At 70.5% G+C, this 17,859-nt stretch carries 12 protein-coding genes and 1 rRNA gene; 5 read left to right on the top strand and 8 right to left on the bottom strand.

Annotation, left to right across the window (positions count from 1 at the left end; genetic code table 11):
• Nucleotides 1-166: 166 nt before the first annotated feature.
• Nucleotides 167-1,693: ribosomal RNA gene (locus tag N6H00_RS22210) — 16S ribosomal RNA — on the bottom strand.
• A 734-nt stretch (nucleotides 1,694-2,427) separates the two neighbouring features.
• Here N6H00_RS22210 and trpS point away from each other — a divergent pair.
• Nucleotides 2,428-3,447 carry a tryptophan--tRNA ligase gene (gene trpS / locus N6H00_RS22205; protein ID WP_268973571.1) on the top strand — a complete coding sequence of 340 codons (1,020 nt, stop codon included), beginning with the start codon at nucleotides 2,428-2,430 and terminating at the stop codon, nucleotides 3,445-3,447.
• Nucleotides 3,448-3,509: 62 nt separating this feature from the next.
• Here trpS and proC read toward each other — a convergent pair whose 3' ends face one another.
• Nucleotides 3,510-4,319: a pyrroline-5-carboxylate reductase gene (gene proC, locus N6H00_RS22200; RefSeq protein WP_268973570.1), complete on the bottom strand. Its 810-nt coding sequence runs from the start codon at nucleotides 4,317-4,319 to the stop codon at nucleotides 3,510-3,512.
• 396 nt (nucleotides 4,320-4,715) lie between these two features.
• Between proC and N6H00_RS22195 the strand changes: the two genes are divergently transcribed.
• Nucleotides 4,716-5,051, top strand: a complete 336-nt coding sequence (locus tag N6H00_RS22195; protein ID WP_268973569.1) for a hypothetical protein — start codon at nucleotides 4,716-4,718, stop codon at nucleotides 5,049-5,051.
• A gap of 187 nt (nucleotides 5,052-5,238) precedes the next feature.
• Nucleotides 5,239-6,768, top strand: coding sequence for a SulP family inorganic anion transporter (locus N6H00_RS22190; RefSeq protein ID WP_268973568.1), 1,530 nt, complete (start codon nucleotides 5,239-5,241; stop codon nucleotides 6,766-6,768).
• 148 nt (nucleotides 6,769-6,916) lie between these two features.
• Here N6H00_RS22190 and N6H00_RS22185 read toward each other — a convergent pair whose 3' ends face one another.
• Complete coding sequence (locus tag N6H00_RS22185) at nucleotides 6,917-7,246, bottom strand: SH3 domain-containing protein (RefSeq protein WP_268973567.1); 330 nt, start codon at nucleotides 7,244-7,246, stop codon at nucleotides 6,917-6,919.
• A gap of 144 nt (nucleotides 7,247-7,390) precedes the next feature.
• Between N6H00_RS22185 and N6H00_RS22180 the strand changes: the two genes are divergently transcribed.
• Nucleotides 7,391-9,694, top strand: coding sequence for a serine/threonine-protein kinase (locus N6H00_RS22180; RefSeq protein WP_268973566.1), 2,304 nt, complete (start codon nucleotides 7,391-7,393; stop codon nucleotides 9,692-9,694).
• A gap of 573 nt (nucleotides 9,695-10,267) precedes the next feature.
• Here the strand turns inward: N6H00_RS22180 and ilvD are convergent.
• The 4 genes from ilvD to N6H00_RS22160 form a co-directional block, all read right to left on the bottom strand.
• Nucleotides 10,268-12,118, bottom strand: coding sequence for a dihydroxy-acid dehydratase (gene ilvD, locus N6H00_RS22175; RefSeq protein ID WP_268973565.1), 1,851 nt, complete (start codon nucleotides 12,116-12,118; stop codon nucleotides 10,268-10,270).
• A gap of 211 nt (nucleotides 12,119-12,329) precedes the next feature.
• Nucleotides 12,330-12,959 (bottom strand): TetR/AcrR family transcriptional regulator, encoded by a 630-nt coding sequence (locus N6H00_RS22170; RefSeq protein ID WP_268973564.1) that lies wholly within the window; start codon nucleotides 12,957-12,959, stop codon nucleotides 12,330-12,332.
• Complete coding sequence (locus tag N6H00_RS22165; protein ID WP_268973563.1) at nucleotides 12,956-13,801, bottom strand: sugar phosphate isomerase/epimerase family protein; 846 nt, start codon at nucleotides 13,799-13,801, stop codon at nucleotides 12,956-12,958. The genes N6H00_RS22170 and N6H00_RS22165 overlap by 4 nt, the downstream gene beginning before the upstream one ends.
• Nucleotides 13,802-14,150: 349 nt before the next feature.
• A complete protein-coding gene (locus N6H00_RS22160) occupies nucleotides 14,151-15,080 on the bottom strand; it encodes a Ppx/GppA phosphatase family protein (RefSeq protein WP_268973562.1) in 930 nt (309 codons plus the stop codon).
• 158 nt (nucleotides 15,081-15,238) lie between these two features.
• Here N6H00_RS22160 and N6H00_RS22155 point away from each other — a divergent pair, with 158 nt between their 5' ends.
• Nucleotides 15,239-16,081 (top strand): hypothetical protein, encoded by an 843-nt coding sequence (locus tag N6H00_RS22155; protein ID WP_268977071.1) that lies wholly within the window; start codon nucleotides 15,239-15,241, stop codon nucleotides 16,079-16,081.
• 63 nt (nucleotides 16,082-16,144) lie between these two features.
• Here the strand turns inward: N6H00_RS22155 and N6H00_RS22150 are convergent, their stop codons facing one another.
• Nucleotides 16,145-17,839, bottom strand: a complete 1,695-nt coding sequence (locus N6H00_RS22150) for a BACON domain-containing protein (protein ID WP_268973561.1) — start codon at nucleotides 17,837-17,839, stop codon at nucleotides 16,145-16,147.
• Nucleotides 17,840-17,859: the final 20 nt, after the last annotated feature.

The raw sequence follows: 17,859 nt of genomic DNA, 5'->3' as shown, positions 1-17,859 counted from the left end.
GACACCCAACAGCGTGCCCGACCCGACCGCACCCGATCATCCCGTTCCACACCCCCGAAGAGGCAGTACTGAAGACACCAGGCCAACGGCCGTGCCGAAAAGTCAACGTTCCACCCATGAGCAACCGTGCGAGACACTCGCTCGCAGTCGGCTATGTGCTCCTTAGAAAGGAGGTGATCCAGCCGCACCTTCCGGTACGGCTACCTTGTTACGACTTCGTCCCAATCGCCAGTCCCACCTTCGACGGCTCCCCCCACAAGGGTTGGGCCACCGGCTTCGGGTGTTACCGACTTTCGTGACGTGACGGGCGGTGTGTACAAGGCCCGGGAACGTATTCACCGCAGCAATGCTGATCTGCGATTACTAGCGACTCCGACTTCATGGGGTCGAGTTGCAGACCCCAATCCGAACTGAGACCGGCTTTTTGAGATTCGCTCCACCTCACGGCTTCGCAGCTCATTGTACCGGCCATTGTAGCACGTGTGCAGCCCAAGACATAAGGGGCATGATGACTTGACGTCGTCCCCACCTTCCTCCGAGTTGACCCCGGCAGTCTCCTGTGAGTCCCCATCACCCCGAAAGGCATGCTGGCAACACAGAACAAGGGTTGCGCTCGTTGCGGGACTTAACCCAACATCTCACGACACGAGCTGACGACAGCCATGCACCACCTGTACACCGACCACAAGGGGGCACCCATCTCTGAGTGTTTCCGATGTATGTCAAGCCTTGGTAAGGTTCTTCGCGTTGCGTCGAATTAAGCCACATGCTCCGCCGCTTGTGCGGGCCCCCGTCAATTCCTTTGAGTTTTAGCCTTGCGGCCGTACTCCCCAGGCGGGGAACTTAATGCGTTAGCTGCGGCACGGACAACGTGGAATGTCGCCCACACCTAGTTCCCAACGTTTACGGCGTGGACTACCAGGGTATCTAATCCTGTTCGCTCCCCACGCTTTCGCTCCTCAGCGTCAGTATCGGCCCAGAGATCCGCCTTCGCCACCGGTGTTCCTCCTGATATCTGCGCATTTCACCGCTACACCAGGAATTCCGATCTCCCCTACCGAACTCTAGCCTGCCCGTATCGAATGCAGACCCGGAGTTAAGCCCCGGGCTTTCACATCCGACGCGACAAGCCGCCTACGAGCTCTTTACGCCCAATAATTCCGGACAACGCTTGCGCCCTACGTATTACCGCGGCTGCTGGCACGTAGTTAGCCGGCGCTTCTTCTGCAGGTACCGTCACTTGCGCTTCTTCCCTGCTGAAAGAGGTTTACAACCCGAAGGCCGTCATCCCTCACGCGGCGTCGCTGCATCAGGCTTGCGCCCATTGTGCAATATTCCCCACTGCTGCCTCCCGTAGGAGTCTGGGCCGTGTCTCAGTCCCAGTGTGGCCGGTCGCCCTCTCAGGCCGGCTACCCGTCGTCGCCTTGGTAGGCCATCACCCCACCAACAAGCTGATAGGCCGCGGGCTCATCCTGCACCGCCGGAGCTTTCCACCACCAGACCATGCGGTCAGCGGTCATATCCGGTATTAGACCCCGTTTCCAGGGCTTGTCCCAGAGTGCAGGGCAGATTGCCCACGTGTTACTCACCCGTTCGCCACTAATCCCCGGCCGAAACCGGTTCATCGTTCGACTTGCATGTGTTAAGCACGCCGCCAGCGTTCGTCCTGAGCCAGGATCAAACTCTCCGTGAATGCTTCCGGGATATCCCGGCAAACACTGCACGAGAGCGGAACAGAACCAGAGGAATAATCCAGTCCCGTTCACAGCGTCCTCGCTGTGTTTTTCAAAGGAACCTCGTCCGAGAAGGACGGGGTTATCAACATATCTGGCGTTGACTTTTGGCACACTGTTGAGTTCTCAAGGAACGGACGCTTCCTTCGAAACCCTTTCACCGGTTTCTCCGGGCGCTTCCCTTCGGTGTTTCCAACCTTACCAGATCCGATTTCCGGTCCGTTTCCGATCCGAATTTCGTTTCCGGCCCCCTGTTGGAGCGGGGTGTTTCGCGCCTTCCGGCGTGTCCACTACTTTAGCGGATTCCCCCGGATGCTCATAATCGAGCTTCCCGATCCGAATTTCGGCATGCCGAAATCCATCCCGATGAGGGGCCGTGCAGAAGTGGTTTGCCGCCGGTGCGGCTCGAGTGGTTGTCGCGTTTCCCGGCAGGGCTCCGCGGCAACCCGGTGAACACTACACGACGCCCCGGAGACCACCAAACCCATGTCGTGCCCCCCGTCGGAGGCGTATGGTCCATGGCATGACGAGCGCATGTGCACAGCAACAGTGGTGGGCCGCCTGACGGCGGCCGCCTCCCTCAGCACATGCGCAACCACGGCCGCCGCTCCGGCGGCCGTTCGCGTCTCTCCCTCACCGCGAAGCCCGGCCGGCCGGGGCCGACGGTCCCGAGACAGCGGGAGACGACGGAGAGATGACACAGACGAAGACGACACAGCGCCGGATCTTCAGCGGGGTCAAGCCCACCGGACATCTGACCCTCGGCAATTACCTCGGAGCCGTACGCCGGTGGGTTCAGGAGGACCAGCACCGGGCCGATGCGCTGTTCTGCGTCGTCGATCTGCACGCGCTCACGGTGGAGCACGATCCGGCGCGGGTGCGGCGGCTCACCCGGCAGGCCGCCACGCTGCTGCTGGCCTCGGGGCTCGATCCCGAGCGCTGCACGCTGTTCGTCCAGAGCCATGTGGACGAGCACGCACGGCTGTCCTATCTGATGGAGTGCACCGCCACCGACGGCGAGATGCGGCGGATGATCCAGTACAAGGAGAAAGCCCCGCGGGAGCAGGCGCGGGGAGGGAGCGTACGGCTGTCGCTGCTCACCTATCCGGCGCTGATGGCGGCCGACATCCTCGCGTACGGAACGCATGAGGTGCCGGTCGGCGACGACCAGGTGCAGCATGTGGAGCTGGCCCGGGACCTGGCGCAGCGGTTCAACCAGCGGTACGGACCGGTCTTCACCGTGCCGCGGGCGACCCGTCCGCAGGTCTCGGCGCGGGTGATGGATCTCCAGGACCCGACCTCCAAGATGGGGAAGTCGCACGCCGAGACCGCGGGCATCGTCTATCTGCTCGATGAGCCGGACGTGGTGCGGAAGAAGATCATGCGGGCCGTCACGGACAGCGGAACCGAGGTGCGGTACGACCGGACGGAGCAGCCGGGGGTGACCAATCTGCTGGAGGTGCTCGCCTCGTGCACCGACGGTAAGCCGGAGACGCTGGCCGGGGAGTTCACCTCGTACGGAGCGCTGAAGCAGGCCACGGCGGAGGCGGTGCTGGAACTGCTGCGGCCGATCCGGGCCCGGCATGCGGAGCTGTGCGCCGATCCGTCGTATGTGGACGGGGTGCTGCGGGCCGGGGCCGAGCGGGCGCGTGGACTGGCCCGGCCCCGGGTGGACGAGGCGTATGCGGCGATCGGACTGCTGCCACCCGCTTGATCGACCGGTCGACCGGTCGACGGGGTGACGGGGCGGACCGGCGGGACGCCGCCCCGTCGGCGTCAGCTGTTGCCGGAGGCGAGCTCGCGGCTGCGGTCGCGGGCCGCCTCCAGTGCGGCGATCAGCGCGGCGCGCACCCCGTGGCGCTCCAGTTCGCGGATGGCGTTGATGGTGGTGCCCGCCGGAGAGGTCACGGCCTCACGCAGCCGGACCGGGTGCTGATCGCTGTCGCGCAGCATCACCGCCGCGCCGATGGCCGCCTGGACGATCAGGTCGTGGGCCTTGTCGCGGGGCAGGCCCAGCAGGATGCCCGCGTCGGTCATCGCCTCGACGAGGAAGTAGAAGTAGGCCGGGCCGGAGCCGGAGAGGGCGGTCGCGGCGTCCTGCTGGGACTCGGGGACGCGCAGTGTCTTGCCGACGCCGCCGAAGATGGCCTCGGTGTGGGCCAGGTGCTCCTCGGTGGCATGGCTGCCCGCCGAGATGACGGACATGGCCTCGTCGACCAGTGCGGGGGTGTTGGTCATCACGCGGACGACCGGGGTGCCGGCGGCCAGGCGCGCCTCGAAGAAGGAGGTGGGGATGCCGGCGGCGCCGGAGATGACCAGCCGGTCGGCGGGGACGTGCGGGGCGAGCTCATCGAGCAGGGTGCCCATGTCCTGCGGTTTGACGGTGAGGATGAGGGTGTCGGCGGACTTGGCGGCCTCCGGGTTGGAGACGGCCTCGACCCCGTAGCGCGAGCGGAGTTCCTCGGCTCGCTCGGGACGGCGGGCGGTGACCAGCAGATCGGACGGCGCCCAGCCGCCTCGGATCATTCCGCTGAGAAGGGCTTCGCCGATCTTTCCCGTGCCGAGCACGGCGACCTTCTCCGTCATAGTGCGGCTCTCCTCATGCCTGAGCGGCTCGTGCTGTGCTGTGTGCTGTGCGGCGTATGCCTGTTTCTCGCCATCCTCGCACGGATGGCTCATCCCCCAGGGTCCCTGCCCACGGCCCTTGTGCGTCCTTATGGATAACTTATTCATTGTTCGATGAATTAAATTTTTCGCGCCCCCCGGCGTGACCGGAGAACCGCTTCGCGCCAGCGCCGACCGGGGCGCCCGGAACCAAACAGTCCTGTTCGATGACCCCACGTTCACAAGTTGATTACATAGCGACTTGCAAATGGTCACGATCTCATGGACACAATAGGGACCGGTGTCTATGTGTACGGGAAGGGGGCGATGGTGAGGACGATTCGGCATACCGCTCGAGCCTTGGTCATGGCGGTATCCGTGTTGCTCGCTCTCTTCATCGCAGCAGACTGCGCGTCCGCGCAGGTCATTCCTTCCGACACGATCAGCGTCACCGCATCAGCCGAATCGCGCTCGGCCAACGAAGCTTTGGTCTCCGCGCACGGCAACACCGGGGCGGAGGACTGCAAGGGGCTCCGTGGACGGGCCCCGCTCACCGCTCCCACACCGACCGGCAAATACGGATGCGTGTGCGGTTGCGAAGCCGGTGTTCCGGTGCCGCGTACCGGCATCACCACACCGATCACCGCACGGCAGGCCGTTCCGGTGTCGAGATCGGGCGAACTGCCCGTCATCCTCCAGATCTTCCGCTGCTGAGAGCTACACCGTCGTAGCCCGGCGGTCCGTGTCACACCTTTCACGCGTTGCCCAACGCTTTTCACGCTTTTCGCAGCAAGCGATCTCAACCGCCAGCGACCGATTCCATCGATCCCACTGACGTAGCGCTATGCCGTGCCCCCGCCTGCCCATGAGCCGGTGACGGGGCGCACTGGAGGCAACCCTCATGCGAAACTCTCTTCTCGACCGTTTCCGTGGTGCCGGAGGCACCTCAGGCTCATCCGGCGCCGGAACATTCCGCGCCGACTTCACCGCTTCTCTCGTCGTCTTCCTCGTCGCCGTCCCCCTGTGTGTGGGGGTGGCGGTGGCCTCGGGTGTGCCGGCCGAACTCGGCCTGATCACCGGCATCGTCGGCGGGCTGGTCACCGGGTTCCTGCCAGGCAGCAGCCTTCAGGTCTCCGGCCCGGCCGCCGGTCTGACCGTGCTCGTGTACGAGGCCGTGGAGGAATACGGCGTCGCCGCGCTCGGCGTTCTCGTCCTGATCTCCGGACTGCTGCAACTGGGCATGGGCGCACTCGGGCTCGGCCGCTGGTTCCGGGCGATCTCCGTCGCCGTGGTGCAGGGCATGCTCGCCGGCATCGGCCTGGTGCTGATCGCCGGACAGCTGTACGCGCTGGCCGACGCCAAGGCGCCGAGCAGCGGGCTGGACAAGATCTTCCACATTCCGGAGCTCATCGGGGACGTGGCCGGTTCCGCGGACGCCCTCAAGGCGGTCGCCGTGGGCGCCGGGACCATCGTCGTCCTGGTGCTGTGGCCGCGTTTCCGCCAGGGCGCCAAGGTGCTGCCCGGCCCGCTGGCGGCGGTCGCGCTCGCCACGGCCGTGACCGCGATCTTCGACCTGCCGATCGCCCGGGTCGAGGTCAAGGGGCTGCTGGACGCCGTCCAGCCGCCCGGCGGCAGTGAGTTCCAGGCCCTCGCCGAGGTGGGCGTCATCGGGACCGTGCTCGCGTTCACGCTGATCGCCTCCGCCGAGAGCCTGTTCAGCGCCGCGGCCGTGGACCGGCTGCACGACGGGCCGCGTACCGACTACGACAAGGAGCTGATGGCACAGGGCGCGGGCAACGCGGTGTGCGGTGTCCTCGGGGCGCTGCCGATGACCGCGGTGATCGTGCGGAGCTCGGCCAATGTGCAGGCCGGTGCGAAGACGAAGGCGTCGCGAGTGCTGCACGGGGTGTGGCTGCTGGTCTTCGCGGTGGTCTTCCCCTCGGCGCTGGGCATCATCCCGGTGGCGACGCTCGCCGGTGTGCTGGTGCACTCGGGCTGGAAGCTGATCCCGACCAAGGACCTGGTGCCGCTGTGGCGGACCCACCGGGGCGAGGCGATCATCCTGATCGTCACCGCCGGCGCGATCGTGGTCACCAATATGTTCGAGGGTGTGATCATCGGTCTGCTGATGGCCGTGGCCAAGACGGCCTGGGAGACCTCACATGTGCATGTCGAGGTCACCGGGCGCGAGGACACGGACGGCGAGAAGCCGCTGCACGTCCGGGTGCGCGGCAACGCGACCTTCCTGCGGCTGCCCAAGCTGCTGGACGAGCTGGAGTCCCTGCCTCGTGAGCGGGAGGTGGAGCTGGACCTGACCGGACTGCGCCATGTGGACCACGCCTGCGAGATGGCGCTGGCCACGTGGACCGAGCGGCACAACGCGGTGGTCAAGCGTGATGTCGCCGCCGGGGAGGAGCGGGTCCTGGCGTAACCGACGCCCGCTCCGGCGGATAGGGCGGATCGCCCCCTTCCGCCGACCGCACCGTTCCGCCGACTGGCCCCCGGCGCGCGCTCTCGTGGCGCGCCGGGGGCCAGATGCACTTCGGCCCTGGGTTCGCTGAGTGCGCTTCGGCGGTGGGTCAGCCGCAGGGCGTGGTGACGAAGCCGTCGCTGCCGGTCTTCACATACGCGTCGGAGACGTACTGACCCGCCGCGATGCTGTCCCAGATGTCGCTGGTGCCGTACGGCCCCGATACCTTCTGGCCGTGCCGCTGGCAGCGGATGGGAACACGGCTGTTGTACGGCAGCACCTTGACGATCTTGTAGCTGGTGCCGGGCCCGCTGCGGACGTTCACCTGATAGCCGGGCGCGATCGGGTAGGTGACCGCCGCGGCGGCGGTCTCCGCGGTCTCTGCGATGCCCGTCGTATCTCTGGTGTCGGCGGTTTCCGCGATCTCTTCGATGGCCATGCGGCCCTCCCCCGTTGAACTTCTATCCGAAGTTGTGCACATGTCGTGTGAAGTGACATGACATGCGGAGGCTAACAAGGCTCGCACGTGTCATCGACTAGGCTCGCCGAGTCGCGACTGCGGCCGAATTCACGGGGGTGGGGCATGCCGCCGGTGCGCAGAGCCGGAACGGGCCCGGAAGCGGAGGATCCGGAATACGCCGGGCAGTACCGGCTCGAGGCGCGCCTCGGATCCGGTGGCATGGGCGTGGTCCATCTGGCCCGCTCGGCCTCGGGACGGCGGCTCGCGGTGAAGGTCGTCCATGCCGAGTTCGCCGAAGACCCCGAGTTCCGGGCGCGGTTCCGGCAGGAGGTGGCGGCCGCCCGGCAGGTCAGCGGCGCGTTCACGGCACCCGTGGTGGATGCCGAGCCGGAGGGGGCGCGGCCCTGGATGGCCACCCTCTACATCCCCGGCCCCACCCTCGCCGAACACGTCAAGCGGAGCGGCCCGTTGGCGCCGGACGAGATGGTGCGGCTGGCCGCGGGGCTCGCGGAGGCGCTGCGCGACATCCACCGGGTGGGCGTGGTGCACCGCGATCTCAAGCCGAGCAATGTGCTGCTCGCGGCGGACGGTCCGAAGGTCATCGACTTCGGCATCTCACGGCCGGCCGACAGCGAACTGCGAACCGAGACCGGGAAGTTGATCGGCACTCCGCCGTTCATGGCACCGGAGCAGTTCCAGCGGCCGCGTGCGGTGGGGCCGGCGGCGGATGTGTTCGCGCTGGGCTCGGTGCTGGTGCACGCGGCCACCGGGCGGGGGCCGTTCGAGTCCGACAGCCCGTACATCGTGGCGTACCAGGTGGTGCACGACGAGGCGGATCTGGCGGGGGTGCCGGATGAACTGCTGCCGCTGATCCAGCGGTGTCTGGCCAAGAACCCCGACGACCGTCCCACGCCCGACGCCCTGATGACCGTCCTGCGCGCCCTCCACGGCCCCCAGCCGCCGGTGCTGCGCGGGCCCGTCCCGCTCGTACCGCAGCAGCGGACGCCGGACGCGCACTCCTTGCCGGGTCTGCCGGGTGGGTGCGAGGGCGGCGACGCCACGGGGACGGATACGGGTACGGGTACGGGTACGGATACGCATGTGAAGCCGGTGCCGAACGAGTCCGTGCCGCGTGAGTCCGTGGCGGACGAGCCCGTGCCGGACGCGCCCGTGCCGGACGAACCGGTCGTGCGGCGGCGGGGGATGCGGCGGTGGGCGCCGGCCGGGCTCGCGGCCGTCATGCTGCTCGGCGCGGGTTCGGTCGTCGCGCTGCGCCAGTTCGACGGCGCGGACTCGTCCGGCAATGGGGGGCGGCAGCCGCGGATCAGCGCGGCGACCACGGAGGCGTGGCGACCCTGGACGACCGGGCCGGCCGCCGGAAAGGCCGCGGGCTCGGGGGCTCGGCCGATGTTCTGCTCGTACGGAGGGGGCGCGCTGTACTGCGCTCGACGCGGTGTCGAGGCCGCCCGGGTCGATCCGGACGACGGCCGGGTGGTCTGGTCGCGGCCGTCCGAGGCGGAACGCCCCGGTGCCGAGGAGGCGTTCTCCGCGCCCGTGTTCTCCGGCGGTCTGGTGCAGTCGGTGTCCCCGGACGGCAAGCGGCTGACGGCGCTCGACCCCACGACCCACCGCGTCCGCTGGAGCCGCGATGTGTCCGGTTACGACGGCAGGGTCTACTCCTCGGGTGACACCGTGCTGCTGACCGCGCCGGACGGCACGGTCACGGCGGTGAACGGCGCGACGAACGAGGAGCGGTGGAGCCACCCGCTGCCCGGCCACGCCCGGCCGTCCTTCTTCTCGTACGGCGACGGCCGCACGGCGTACGCCGTCACCACCGCGGGCGACGGCTCGCACACGCTGATCACGGCGGTGGACACGGAGCGCGGTACGACACGCTGGCGCGCCTCGCTCAGCGGGAACCTCGTCCCGGCCGGCAGCGGCCCCGGCGGAGCGCTGCTGCTGACCGCGACGGACCTCGAGACCCGCACCACCGCCGTCGTCCGCTACGACCCGCGGCGGCACGCGGAGCGGCGGGTCGCGCTGACCGCGGCGGTGGACGCGACCAGTGCGGTCACCAGCGGCGACCGGGTGTATGTACTGAGCACGGACGGCGGGCTGGTGGCCGTCGACACCCGGCGTGCGGGGGCCAAGGCACAGCTCTGGCGCCTGGAGACCTCGGTGGCCAACGCCTCACCCCTGGTGGCGGCGGACGGCCGGCTGTACTTCTCGGCGGCGGACGGCCGGCTGCTGGCCGTGGACGCCGAACGGGGCCGGATGCTCGGCGAGACCCGCTCGCGCGGGGTCGGGGCCTTCCACGGCTTCCTGGCACTGATGCCCGCGCCGGTGGCGGCCGACGGCAAGGTGTTCGCGACGGCCCCGGACGGCACGCTCTTCGCGGTGGACGGCCGGAACCCGGCCGATTGGTGAGCGGCGACCGACGACGGCGGCCGGCGGGCCCGGCCTGCGGCGGCCCGGCGGACGCTGGACGATACGGGTCGCTCCCGCAGCCCCGGCTGCTCGGCAAGCAGCCGCCGTGCGCGCTCCGACACGGTGGTGTCACCGCCGCCCAACCGTTACTGGGGTGACGGCGACACCTCACCACGGACTAGCGGATACGACAGCCTGGCGGCGGCCGGGTACCGGGGTCAGCCCAGGCAGGTGACGACCTCGCGGACAAGCGGTGAGCGGCGGCCGGCGGGCCCGGCCTGTGGCGGCCCGGCGGACGCTGGGCGATACGGATCCGCTCCCGCAGCCCCGCCTGCTCCACGACCAGCCGCCGCGCCACGCCAACCACACGGTGACGTCACCGCCGCCCAGCCGTCGCTGGGGCGACGGTGACACCTCACCAGGCGGCTACTGATACGACGACCTGGCAGTCAGCCGAAACACCGACATCAGCCGAAGCGGGTGACGGCCTCGCCGCCCAGCCGATGCTGGGCGACGGCGACGCCTCACCACACACTGCGGATACGACGGCCTGGCGGCCGCCGGGAACCGGGGTCAGCCGAGGAGGCTGACGTCGCGGACCGCGCCCTTGTCGGCGCTGGTGGCCATCGCCGCGTAGGCGCGCAGCGCGGTGGAGACCTTGCGCTGACGGTCCTTCGGGGCGTAGACGCCGCCGAGCGCCTCGCGGCGGGCCGCCAGTTCCTCGTCGCTCACCAGGAGTTCGATGGTGCGGGCGGGGATGTCGATGCGGATCCGGTCGCCGTCCTGGACCAGGGCGATGGTGCCGCCGGACGCCGCCTCCGGCGAGGCGTGGCCGATGGAGAGCCCCGAGGTGCCGCCGGAGAAGCGGCCGTCGGTGATCAGCGCGCAGGCCTTGCCCAGGCCCCGGCCCTTGAGGAAGGAGGTGGGGTAGAGCATCTCCTGCATACCGGGGCCGCCCTTGGGGCCCTCGTAGCGGATGACGACGACGTCGCCCTCCTTGACCTGCTTGCCCAGGATCCGCTCGACGGCCTCCTCCTGCGATTCGCAGACCACGGCGGGGCCCTCGAAGGTCCAGATCGACTCGTCGACGCCCGCGGTCTTCACAACGCAGCCGTCGACGGCCAGGTTGCCCTTGAGGACGGCGAGTCCGCCGTCCTTGGAGTAGGCGTGCTCCAGGTCGCGGATGCAGCCGCCGGCGGCGTCCGTGTCCAGGGAGTCCCAGCGCTCGGACTGCGAGAAGGCGGTGGCGGAGCGCTTGCAGCCGGGGGCCGCGTGCCACAGCTCGACGGCCTCGGCCGACGGCGAACCGCCGCGCACGTCCCAGGTCTTGAGCCAGTCGGCGAGCGAGGCGCTGTGCACGGAGTGGACGTTCTCGTTCAGCAGCCCGCCGCGGAACAGCTCGCCGAGGATCGCCGGGATGCCGCCCGCGCGGTGCACGTCCTCCATGTAGTACGTGCCGCCGGGGGCGACGTTCGGGGCGACCTTGGCCAGGCAGGGCACCCGGCGGGAGACCTCGTCGATGTCCTTCAGGTCGTAGTCGAGCCCGGCCTCCTGGGCGGCGGCCAGCAGATGCAGGATCGTATTGGTCGAGCCGCCCATGGCGATGTCGAGCGCCATGGCGTTCTCGAAGGCGGCGCGGCTGCCGATGGAGCGCGGCAGAACGGTGTCGTCGTCCTGCTCGTAGTAGCGCTTGGTGATCTCCACGACCGTACGGCCGGCCGTCTCGTAGAGCGCCTTGCGGGCGGTGTGGGTGGCCAGCACCGAGCCGTTGCCCGGCAGGGAGAGGCCGATCGCCTCGGTCAGGCAGTTCATCGAGTTGGCGGTGAACATGCCGGAGCAGGAGCCGCAGGTCGGACAGGCGTTGTTCTCGATGCGGAGGATGTCCTCGTCCGAGACGTTCTCGTTGACCGCGTCCGAGATCGCGTTGATCAGGTCCAGCTTGCGGACGGTGCCGTCGACGAGCGTGGCCCGGCCCGCCTCCATGGGGCCGCCGGAGACGAAGACGGTCGGGATGTTGAGCCGCATCGCGGCCATCAGCATCCCGGGCGTGATCTTGTCGCAGTTGGAGATGCAGATCAGCGCGTCGGCGCAGTGCGCCTCGACCATGTACTCCACGGAGTCAGCGATCAGGTCGCGGGAGGGGAGGCTGTAGAGCATCCCGCCGTGGCCCATGGCGATGCCGTCGTCCACGGCGATGGTGTTGAACTCGCGCGGGATGCCGCCCGCCGCCTGGATGGCCTCGCTGACGATCCGGCCGACCGGCTGGAGGTGGGTGTGGCCGGGCACGAACTCGGTGAAGCTGTTGGCCACGGCGACGATCGGCTTGCCGAAGTCCTCACGCGCTACGCCGGAAGCCTGCATAAGGGCGCGGGCGCCCGCCATGTTGCGGCCGTGGGTGACGGTGCGAGACCTCAGCTCGGGCACGGTGCTCGGCTCCCTCGTGTATGTGCGTCCTGCGCATCTGGATCGACATCGGATCGGAGTCTTCTGAGACTACGCCTGTGTCCACGGATCCGGATGGTCCGTCCGGATCCAGAGACGGTGGGGTCACTGTGCGGAAAGGGCCGATCAGCTCTCGGTCAGCGTGCGGGTGGCGTTCGTGCGGCGTGCGGACGTCTCTTGGGGCGGCCCGCGATCAGCTCTCGGTCAGGTAGCGCTGGAGGGTGGGGCCCACCATGGCCACGATGTCGTCCATCCCCGCCGAGGCCATCGGCTCCATCCGGATCACATACCGCAGCATCGCGATCCCGATGAGATGCCCGGCCGCGAGCTGGGCCCGGAACTCGGGGTTCGGAACGTCCAGCTCACCCGCCATCCGCAGCAGCACCCGGCGCTCGATCATGCCGCGCAGCACCGCGGCGGCGGCCTCGTTGGTCAGCGCGGAGCGCAGCACGGCGAGCAGCGGCAGCCGGTAGACGGGGTTCTCCCAGACGCCGAACACGAAGCGGGCCATCCGCTCGCCCGCGCCCTCCCGGCTGCCGTGCACCGCGTCCGGCGCGCCCATGGCGGGCGCGAGGATCAGCTCGACGGCCGCCTCGAAGACCTGCTCCTTGGTGCCGAAGTAGTGGTGGACCAGCGCCGGGTCCACCCCCGCGGCCTTGGCGATGCCGCGGATCGAGGTCTTGTCGTAGCCGTGCTCGGCGAACTCGTTGCGCGCCGCGGTCAGGATCCGGTCGCGGGCGGCGGGGCCGTCGGCGGCGCCGGTACGGGCCGGGCGGCCGCGTTTGCGCGGGCCCGTGGCGGGTCCGGTCGAGGCGGGGGTCATGAACCGGGCACCGCCCGGCTCGGCGGGGTGGCCGAGGTCGGCGAGGCGAGGTGCAGCCGGGTGAAGGCGAGGGCCTCCGCCAGATCGGCCTCACGCTCGGTCGAGGACATGGCACGCCGGGTGTTGACCTCAACGACCACATTGCCGTCGAAACCGGTCGTCGCGAGCCGTTCCAGCAGCTCGGCGCAGGGCTGGCTGCCGCGCCCCGGCACCAGGTGCTCGTCCTTGTTGGAGCCCTGGCCGTCGGCGAGGTGCAGATGGGCCAGCCGGTCACCCATCCGGTCCACCATCTCCAGCGCGTCCGTACGGGCGGTGGCGGTGTGCGACAGGTCGATCGTGAAGTGGCGGTAGTCGTCCTTGGTGACGTCCCAGCCCGGGGCGTACGCGAGCATCTCGCGGTCGCGATAACGCCACGGGTACATGTTCTCGACCGCGAACCGCACATCCGTCTCATCGGCCATCCGCCAGATGCCGCGGACGAACTCGCGGGCGTAGGCCCGCTGCCATCGGAACGGCGGGTGGACGACGACGGTGGACGCGCCGAGCTTCTCGGCGGCCGCTCTCGCCCGCTGTAGCTTGACCCACGGGTCGGTCGACCAGACCCGCTGGGTGATCAACAGACAGGGGGCGTGTACGGCGAGGATCGGCACCTGGTGGTAGTCCGAGAGGCGGCGCAGCGCCTCGATGTCCTGGCTGACCGGATCGGTCCACACCATGACCTCGACACCGTCGTAGCCCAGGCGTGCCGCGATCTCGAAGGCCGTCGCCGTCGACTCCGGATAGACCGAGGCGGTGGACAGCGCGACCTTCGCATCCGGGATGCGCACCACTGGCTCTGTCACGAGGGACAGCGTACGGCGGCTGCTCTCCGCAACCGAACTGCGGCTGCCTTCGCGGTGGCCTCGGGGCGGTCTTGCGGCGGCCATGCGGCGGCCTTGGCGGCTGAACCGGCGCCGTTTTCGCGGCCGGGTCGGGGTTGCGTGAGGGCTGCGTGAGGCGGCGGCCGGGGCTGGGGAGGGCGGTCTTCGGTGACGCTGTGTGGTCAGGTCGGGGATGGTCAGGGGCGTGGCTTTGTGTCGGGAGACGGTGTGTGCGCGTGCGCGTGGCTGTGCCGGGAAGCCGGAGGCCGGGGGCCCGCCTCGGGAGGCCGGGAGAGGGTCCAGGCGCGTCGAGGCACGTCCAGGCGCGTCGTCACGTCGGCAGATGGTCCAGCCGGCGGAGGATGACGCCCTCCCGCAGCGCCCACGGGCAGATCTCCAGCTGGTCCACGCCGAACAGATCCATCGCGGCCTCCGCCACCAGCGCCCCGGCCGGGAGCTGTCCGGCCCGGCCCTCGGAGACCCCGGGCAGTCCGGCCCGTTCCCGGGTGGACATGGCGGCCAGCTTCGGCACCCACTCCTCCAGCGCCCGGCGGGTGAGCCGGCGCTCGACGTACGGGCCCTCGGCGGAGCGCGCCGCGCCGGTGATCCTGGCCAGCTGCTTGAAGGTCTTGGAGGTGGCCACCACGTGGTCCGGCGCCCCATGGCGGCTGAATTCGCCGACGCTCCTGCCGATCTCGGCCCGGACATGGCGCCGCAGGGCCCGTACGTCGGTCGGGTCGGGCGGGTCGCCGGGCAGCCAGGCCCCGGTCAGCCGGCCGGCGCCCAGCGGCAGCGAGACGGCCGCGTCGGGCTCCTCGTCCATTCCGTACGCGATCTCCAGCGAACCGCCGCCGATGTCCAGGATCAGCAGCTTCCCGGCGGACCAGCCGAACCAGCGGCGGGCGGCCAGGAAGGTGAGCCGCGCCTCGTCCGCGCCGCTGAGCACCTGGAGCCGGACGCCGGTCTCCTCGGCGACCCGGGTGAGTACCTGATCGGCGTTGGACGCCTCGCGGACGGCGGAGGTCGCGAACGGCAGGACGTCCTCGACGCCCTTGTCCTCGGCGGCCACCAGGGCCTCCTTGACCACGGCGATCAGGCGGTCGATGCCCTCGGGGCCGATGGCGCCCTCCCCGTCGAGGAGCTCGGCCAGCCGCAGCTCGGCCTTGTGCGAATGCGCGGGCAGCGGGCGCGCGCCGGGGTGGGCGTCCATCACCAGCAGATGGACCGTATTCGAACCCACGTCGAGGACACCGAGTCTCATGGTCTGAACGCTACTGCGCGGGATCGCGATGTCATGCACAGGTCCCACCTCCGGGTTTGCGCCGAGGGGCCTACGCTTGCACCGTGGCAAAGACGAAAAAGGCGAAGCGGGACAAAGGCAAAGACCGGCGGGCCGTTGACACAGACCAGCAGGCCGTCCTGGAGTGGCAGGCCGAGGAGCCGACGCCGTCCAGTGCGGAGGACGAGGTCGGTCTGGACTTCGCCCGCGCATGGGTCGAATTCCCCGACCCGGCCGACGACGAACAGCTCTTCCGGTGCGATCTGACCTGGCTGACCTCCCGGTGGACCTGCGTCTTCGGCCAGGGCTGCCAGGGCATCCAGGCCGGGCGGGCCAGCGACGGCTGCTGCACGCTCGGCGCGCACTTCTCCGACGAGGAGGACGAGGAGCGGGTCGGACGCCATATGGCCCGGCTGACCCCGGAGATCTGGCAGTTCCACGACGAGGGCCACGCCTCGGGATGGGTGCAGGAGGACGAGGACGGCGAGCGGCAGACCCGGCGCCACAAGGGCTCGTGCATCTTCCAGAACCGGCCGGGCTTCGCGGGCGGCGCGGGCTGCGCGCTGCACATCCTGGCGCTGAGGGAGGGGCGCGAGCCGCTGGAGACCAAGCCGGACGTCTGCTGGCAGCTGCCGGTACGCCGGTCCTACGACTGGATCGACCGGCCGGACGACACCCGGGTGCTGCGGATCACCATCGGCGAGTACGACCGGCGCGGCTGGGGGCCGGGCGGCCACGACCTGCACTGGTGGTGCACCTCGGCCACATCGGCGCACGGGGGCGGTGAGCCGGTGTTCCGGTCCTACCGGCCGGAACTCACGGAGCTGATGGGCAAGGCCGGGTACGACCGGCTGGCCGAGCTGTGCGAGCAGCGCTTGGCGTCGTCGCTGCCGATGCTGGCACCACACCCGGCGGACCCGGTCGCCCCGGCCGTCCCGACGGAGCCGGCCGACCCGGCCGTCCCGACGGGCCCGGCCGACTGACCCGCCTGGGGCCCGCCCGCCGACCGACCGCGCCCACCTGACGCGCGGCCCCGCCGCCGTGCCTCAGTGCTGGGGGTTCGCGGCGGGTGTGCTGGAGGGGGCGGGTGATGGGGTGGCCGGTGCTGGGGTCGGGGTCCCGGAGGGGGGTGTGGGGGTGGGGTCGGGGGTTGTGCCTCGGCCCTCGATCAGGACTACCGCGCCCGCCGGGGCCACCGTGAGGCGTGCGCTCCAGTGGCCGGCCGGCTCGCGGTCGTGGTCCACCGAGACCGTGATGGTCGTGGAGTCGCCGGGCCGCAGCATCCCCGCCGTGTGGTTCAGCTGGAGCCATGAGGCCCCGGCGGAGGCCGACCAGTGCACCGGGGAGCCGCCGGACGCGGTGAGGGTGATGACCGTCACCTCGCCCTCGGGCTGTGCCGTGACCGTGAGCCGTCCCGGTCCGGGGGCGGGCCGGGAGGGTCCGGAGCCGTCGGCGGGGCGGCCGCCACCGGCCGGGGAGCCGTCCGGGCGGGCCGTGTCGGCGCCCTTTCCGATGACCTCGACCGACACATCCGGCCCCGGCCGCTCCGCCTCGGCGTCCCGGCCGGGGCCGAACCGCGTGCCGGAACGGTCCTGCGCGCCGCCCGTCTGCTCGTACGAGCGCCGGGCGGGCCGGTCCTGACCGGCCGGGGCCTGGTCCGTGCCGTCCACGTCGGCGGCGGCCACCGAGTCCGTGTCGTGCTCGTCACCGGCGAGCGGGGCGCCCCGGTAGGCGGCCCACAGGGCCAGCACCGGGGCCGCCACGACCGTCGCGACCACCGTCGTCGTCACCGCGCGGCTGCGCATCCGGCTGCGGCGGGCGGCCCGGTCCTGGGGCTCCAGCGGAAAGCCGCGCCGGTCGAACCGGGGCCCGGCGCCCACGCGGGCGGGGCGGCCGCTGAGCGCGCCCAGCATCGCGGCGTGCACGGCGGCGCGCGGCGCCTCCACCACCGGCAGCGCGGCGGGCGCGGCCGCCGTGCCGGGCCAGGGTCCGTCGGCCGTGGCCCGCTCGGCCATCCGGCGGCACTCCCGGCAGTCGTCCACATGGCGCACCAGCTCACGGCGGAGCGCGGCGGAGAGCAGCACCTGGGTGTCGCCCGCGAGCCGGGCGACCACCGGGCAGTGGCCGAGCTCGACGACGGCGAGTGCGGCGCGGGTCCGCTCCACCTCGCAGGCGGCGCTGGAGAGCAGGGCGCGGGTCTCCTCCTGGCCCTTGCCGAGCACGGCGGCCACCTCGGACGGGCCGAGCCGGTGGCGCACCGCGAGTTCGAGCGCCTCGCGCTGCTCGGCGCTGGTTCCGGCGGCCTCCGGCCAGGCCAGCGCGGCCAGTTCGCGGCGACGATGGGCGGCGATGGGCTCGGGCAGCTCGGTCTCGGCGCCGTCGCCCGGGGTGTCCGTCCCCGTACCGCCGCGACGCTCGGCGAGCTTGCGCAGACAGGCCCAGCGGGCGACCGCGTAGAGCCAGGGGCGGGACAGCTCGACCTCCCCGTTCCCCCGGCCCCGGCCCCGACCCCGGCCCCGGCCGTGGCGGCGCTCGGAGACCGCCAGCACATCGCCCACCGCGACGGCCGCGGCGTCGTGCTCGCACAGGGCGGACAGGCAGTAGGTGAACAGGCCGTCGAGATACGGCTCGTAGCGTTCGGGAGGCCGCTGGGGGCGGGTGGTGGTGGAGCGGGGCGCACGGCGCTGCGCCCGGTGTGCGCCGGTGGTGGCCTGTGTCGAGTGCTCGGACCTGCTGCTCATCACCCGGCGACGGTAGGCGG

The sequence above is a fragment of the Streptomyces sp. S465 genome (assembly GCF_026898115.1).
In the GTDB taxonomy this organism is placed as follows: domain Bacteria; phylum Actinomycetota; class Actinomycetes; order Streptomycetales; family Streptomycetaceae; genus Streptomyces; species Streptomyces luomodiensis.
Note: the sequence above shows the minus strand (reverse complement) of the source record. Positions and strands in the feature narration are given on the sequence as shown.

What these genes read in the sequence shown, in the direction of transcription:
- trpS (WP_268973571.1), top strand. Translation starts at nt 2,428, where the DNA reads ATGACACAGACGAAGACGACACAGCGCCGGATCTTCAGCGGGGTCAAG.
- proC (WP_268973570.1), bottom strand. Translation starts at nt 4,319, where the DNA reads ATGACGGAGAAGGTCGCCGTGCTCGGCACGGGAAAGATCGGCGAAGCC.
- N6H00_RS22190 (WP_268973568.1), top strand. Translation starts at nt 5,239, where the DNA reads ATGCGAAACTCTCTTCTCGACCGTTTCCGTGGTGCCGGAGGCACCTCA.
- N6H00_RS22185 (WP_268973567.1), bottom strand. Translation starts at nt 7,246, where the DNA reads ATGGCCATCGAAGAGATCGCGGAAACCGCCGACACCAGAGATACGACG.
- N6H00_RS22180 (WP_268973566.1), top strand. Translation starts at nt 7,391, where the DNA reads ATGCCGCCGGTGCGCAGAGCCGGAACGGGCCCGGAAGCGGAGGATCCG.
- N6H00_RS22170 (WP_268973564.1), bottom strand. Translation starts at nt 12,959, where the DNA reads ATGACCCCCGCCTCGACCGGACCCGCCACGGGCCCGCGCAAACGCGGC.
- N6H00_RS22160 (WP_268973562.1), bottom strand. Translation starts at nt 15,080, where the DNA reads ATGAGACTCGGTGTCCTCGACGTGGGTTCGAATACGGTCCATCTGCTG.
- N6H00_RS22150 (WP_268973561.1), bottom strand. Translation starts at nt 17,839, where the DNA reads ATGAGCAGCAGGTCCGAGCACTCGACACAGGCCACCACCGGCGCACAC.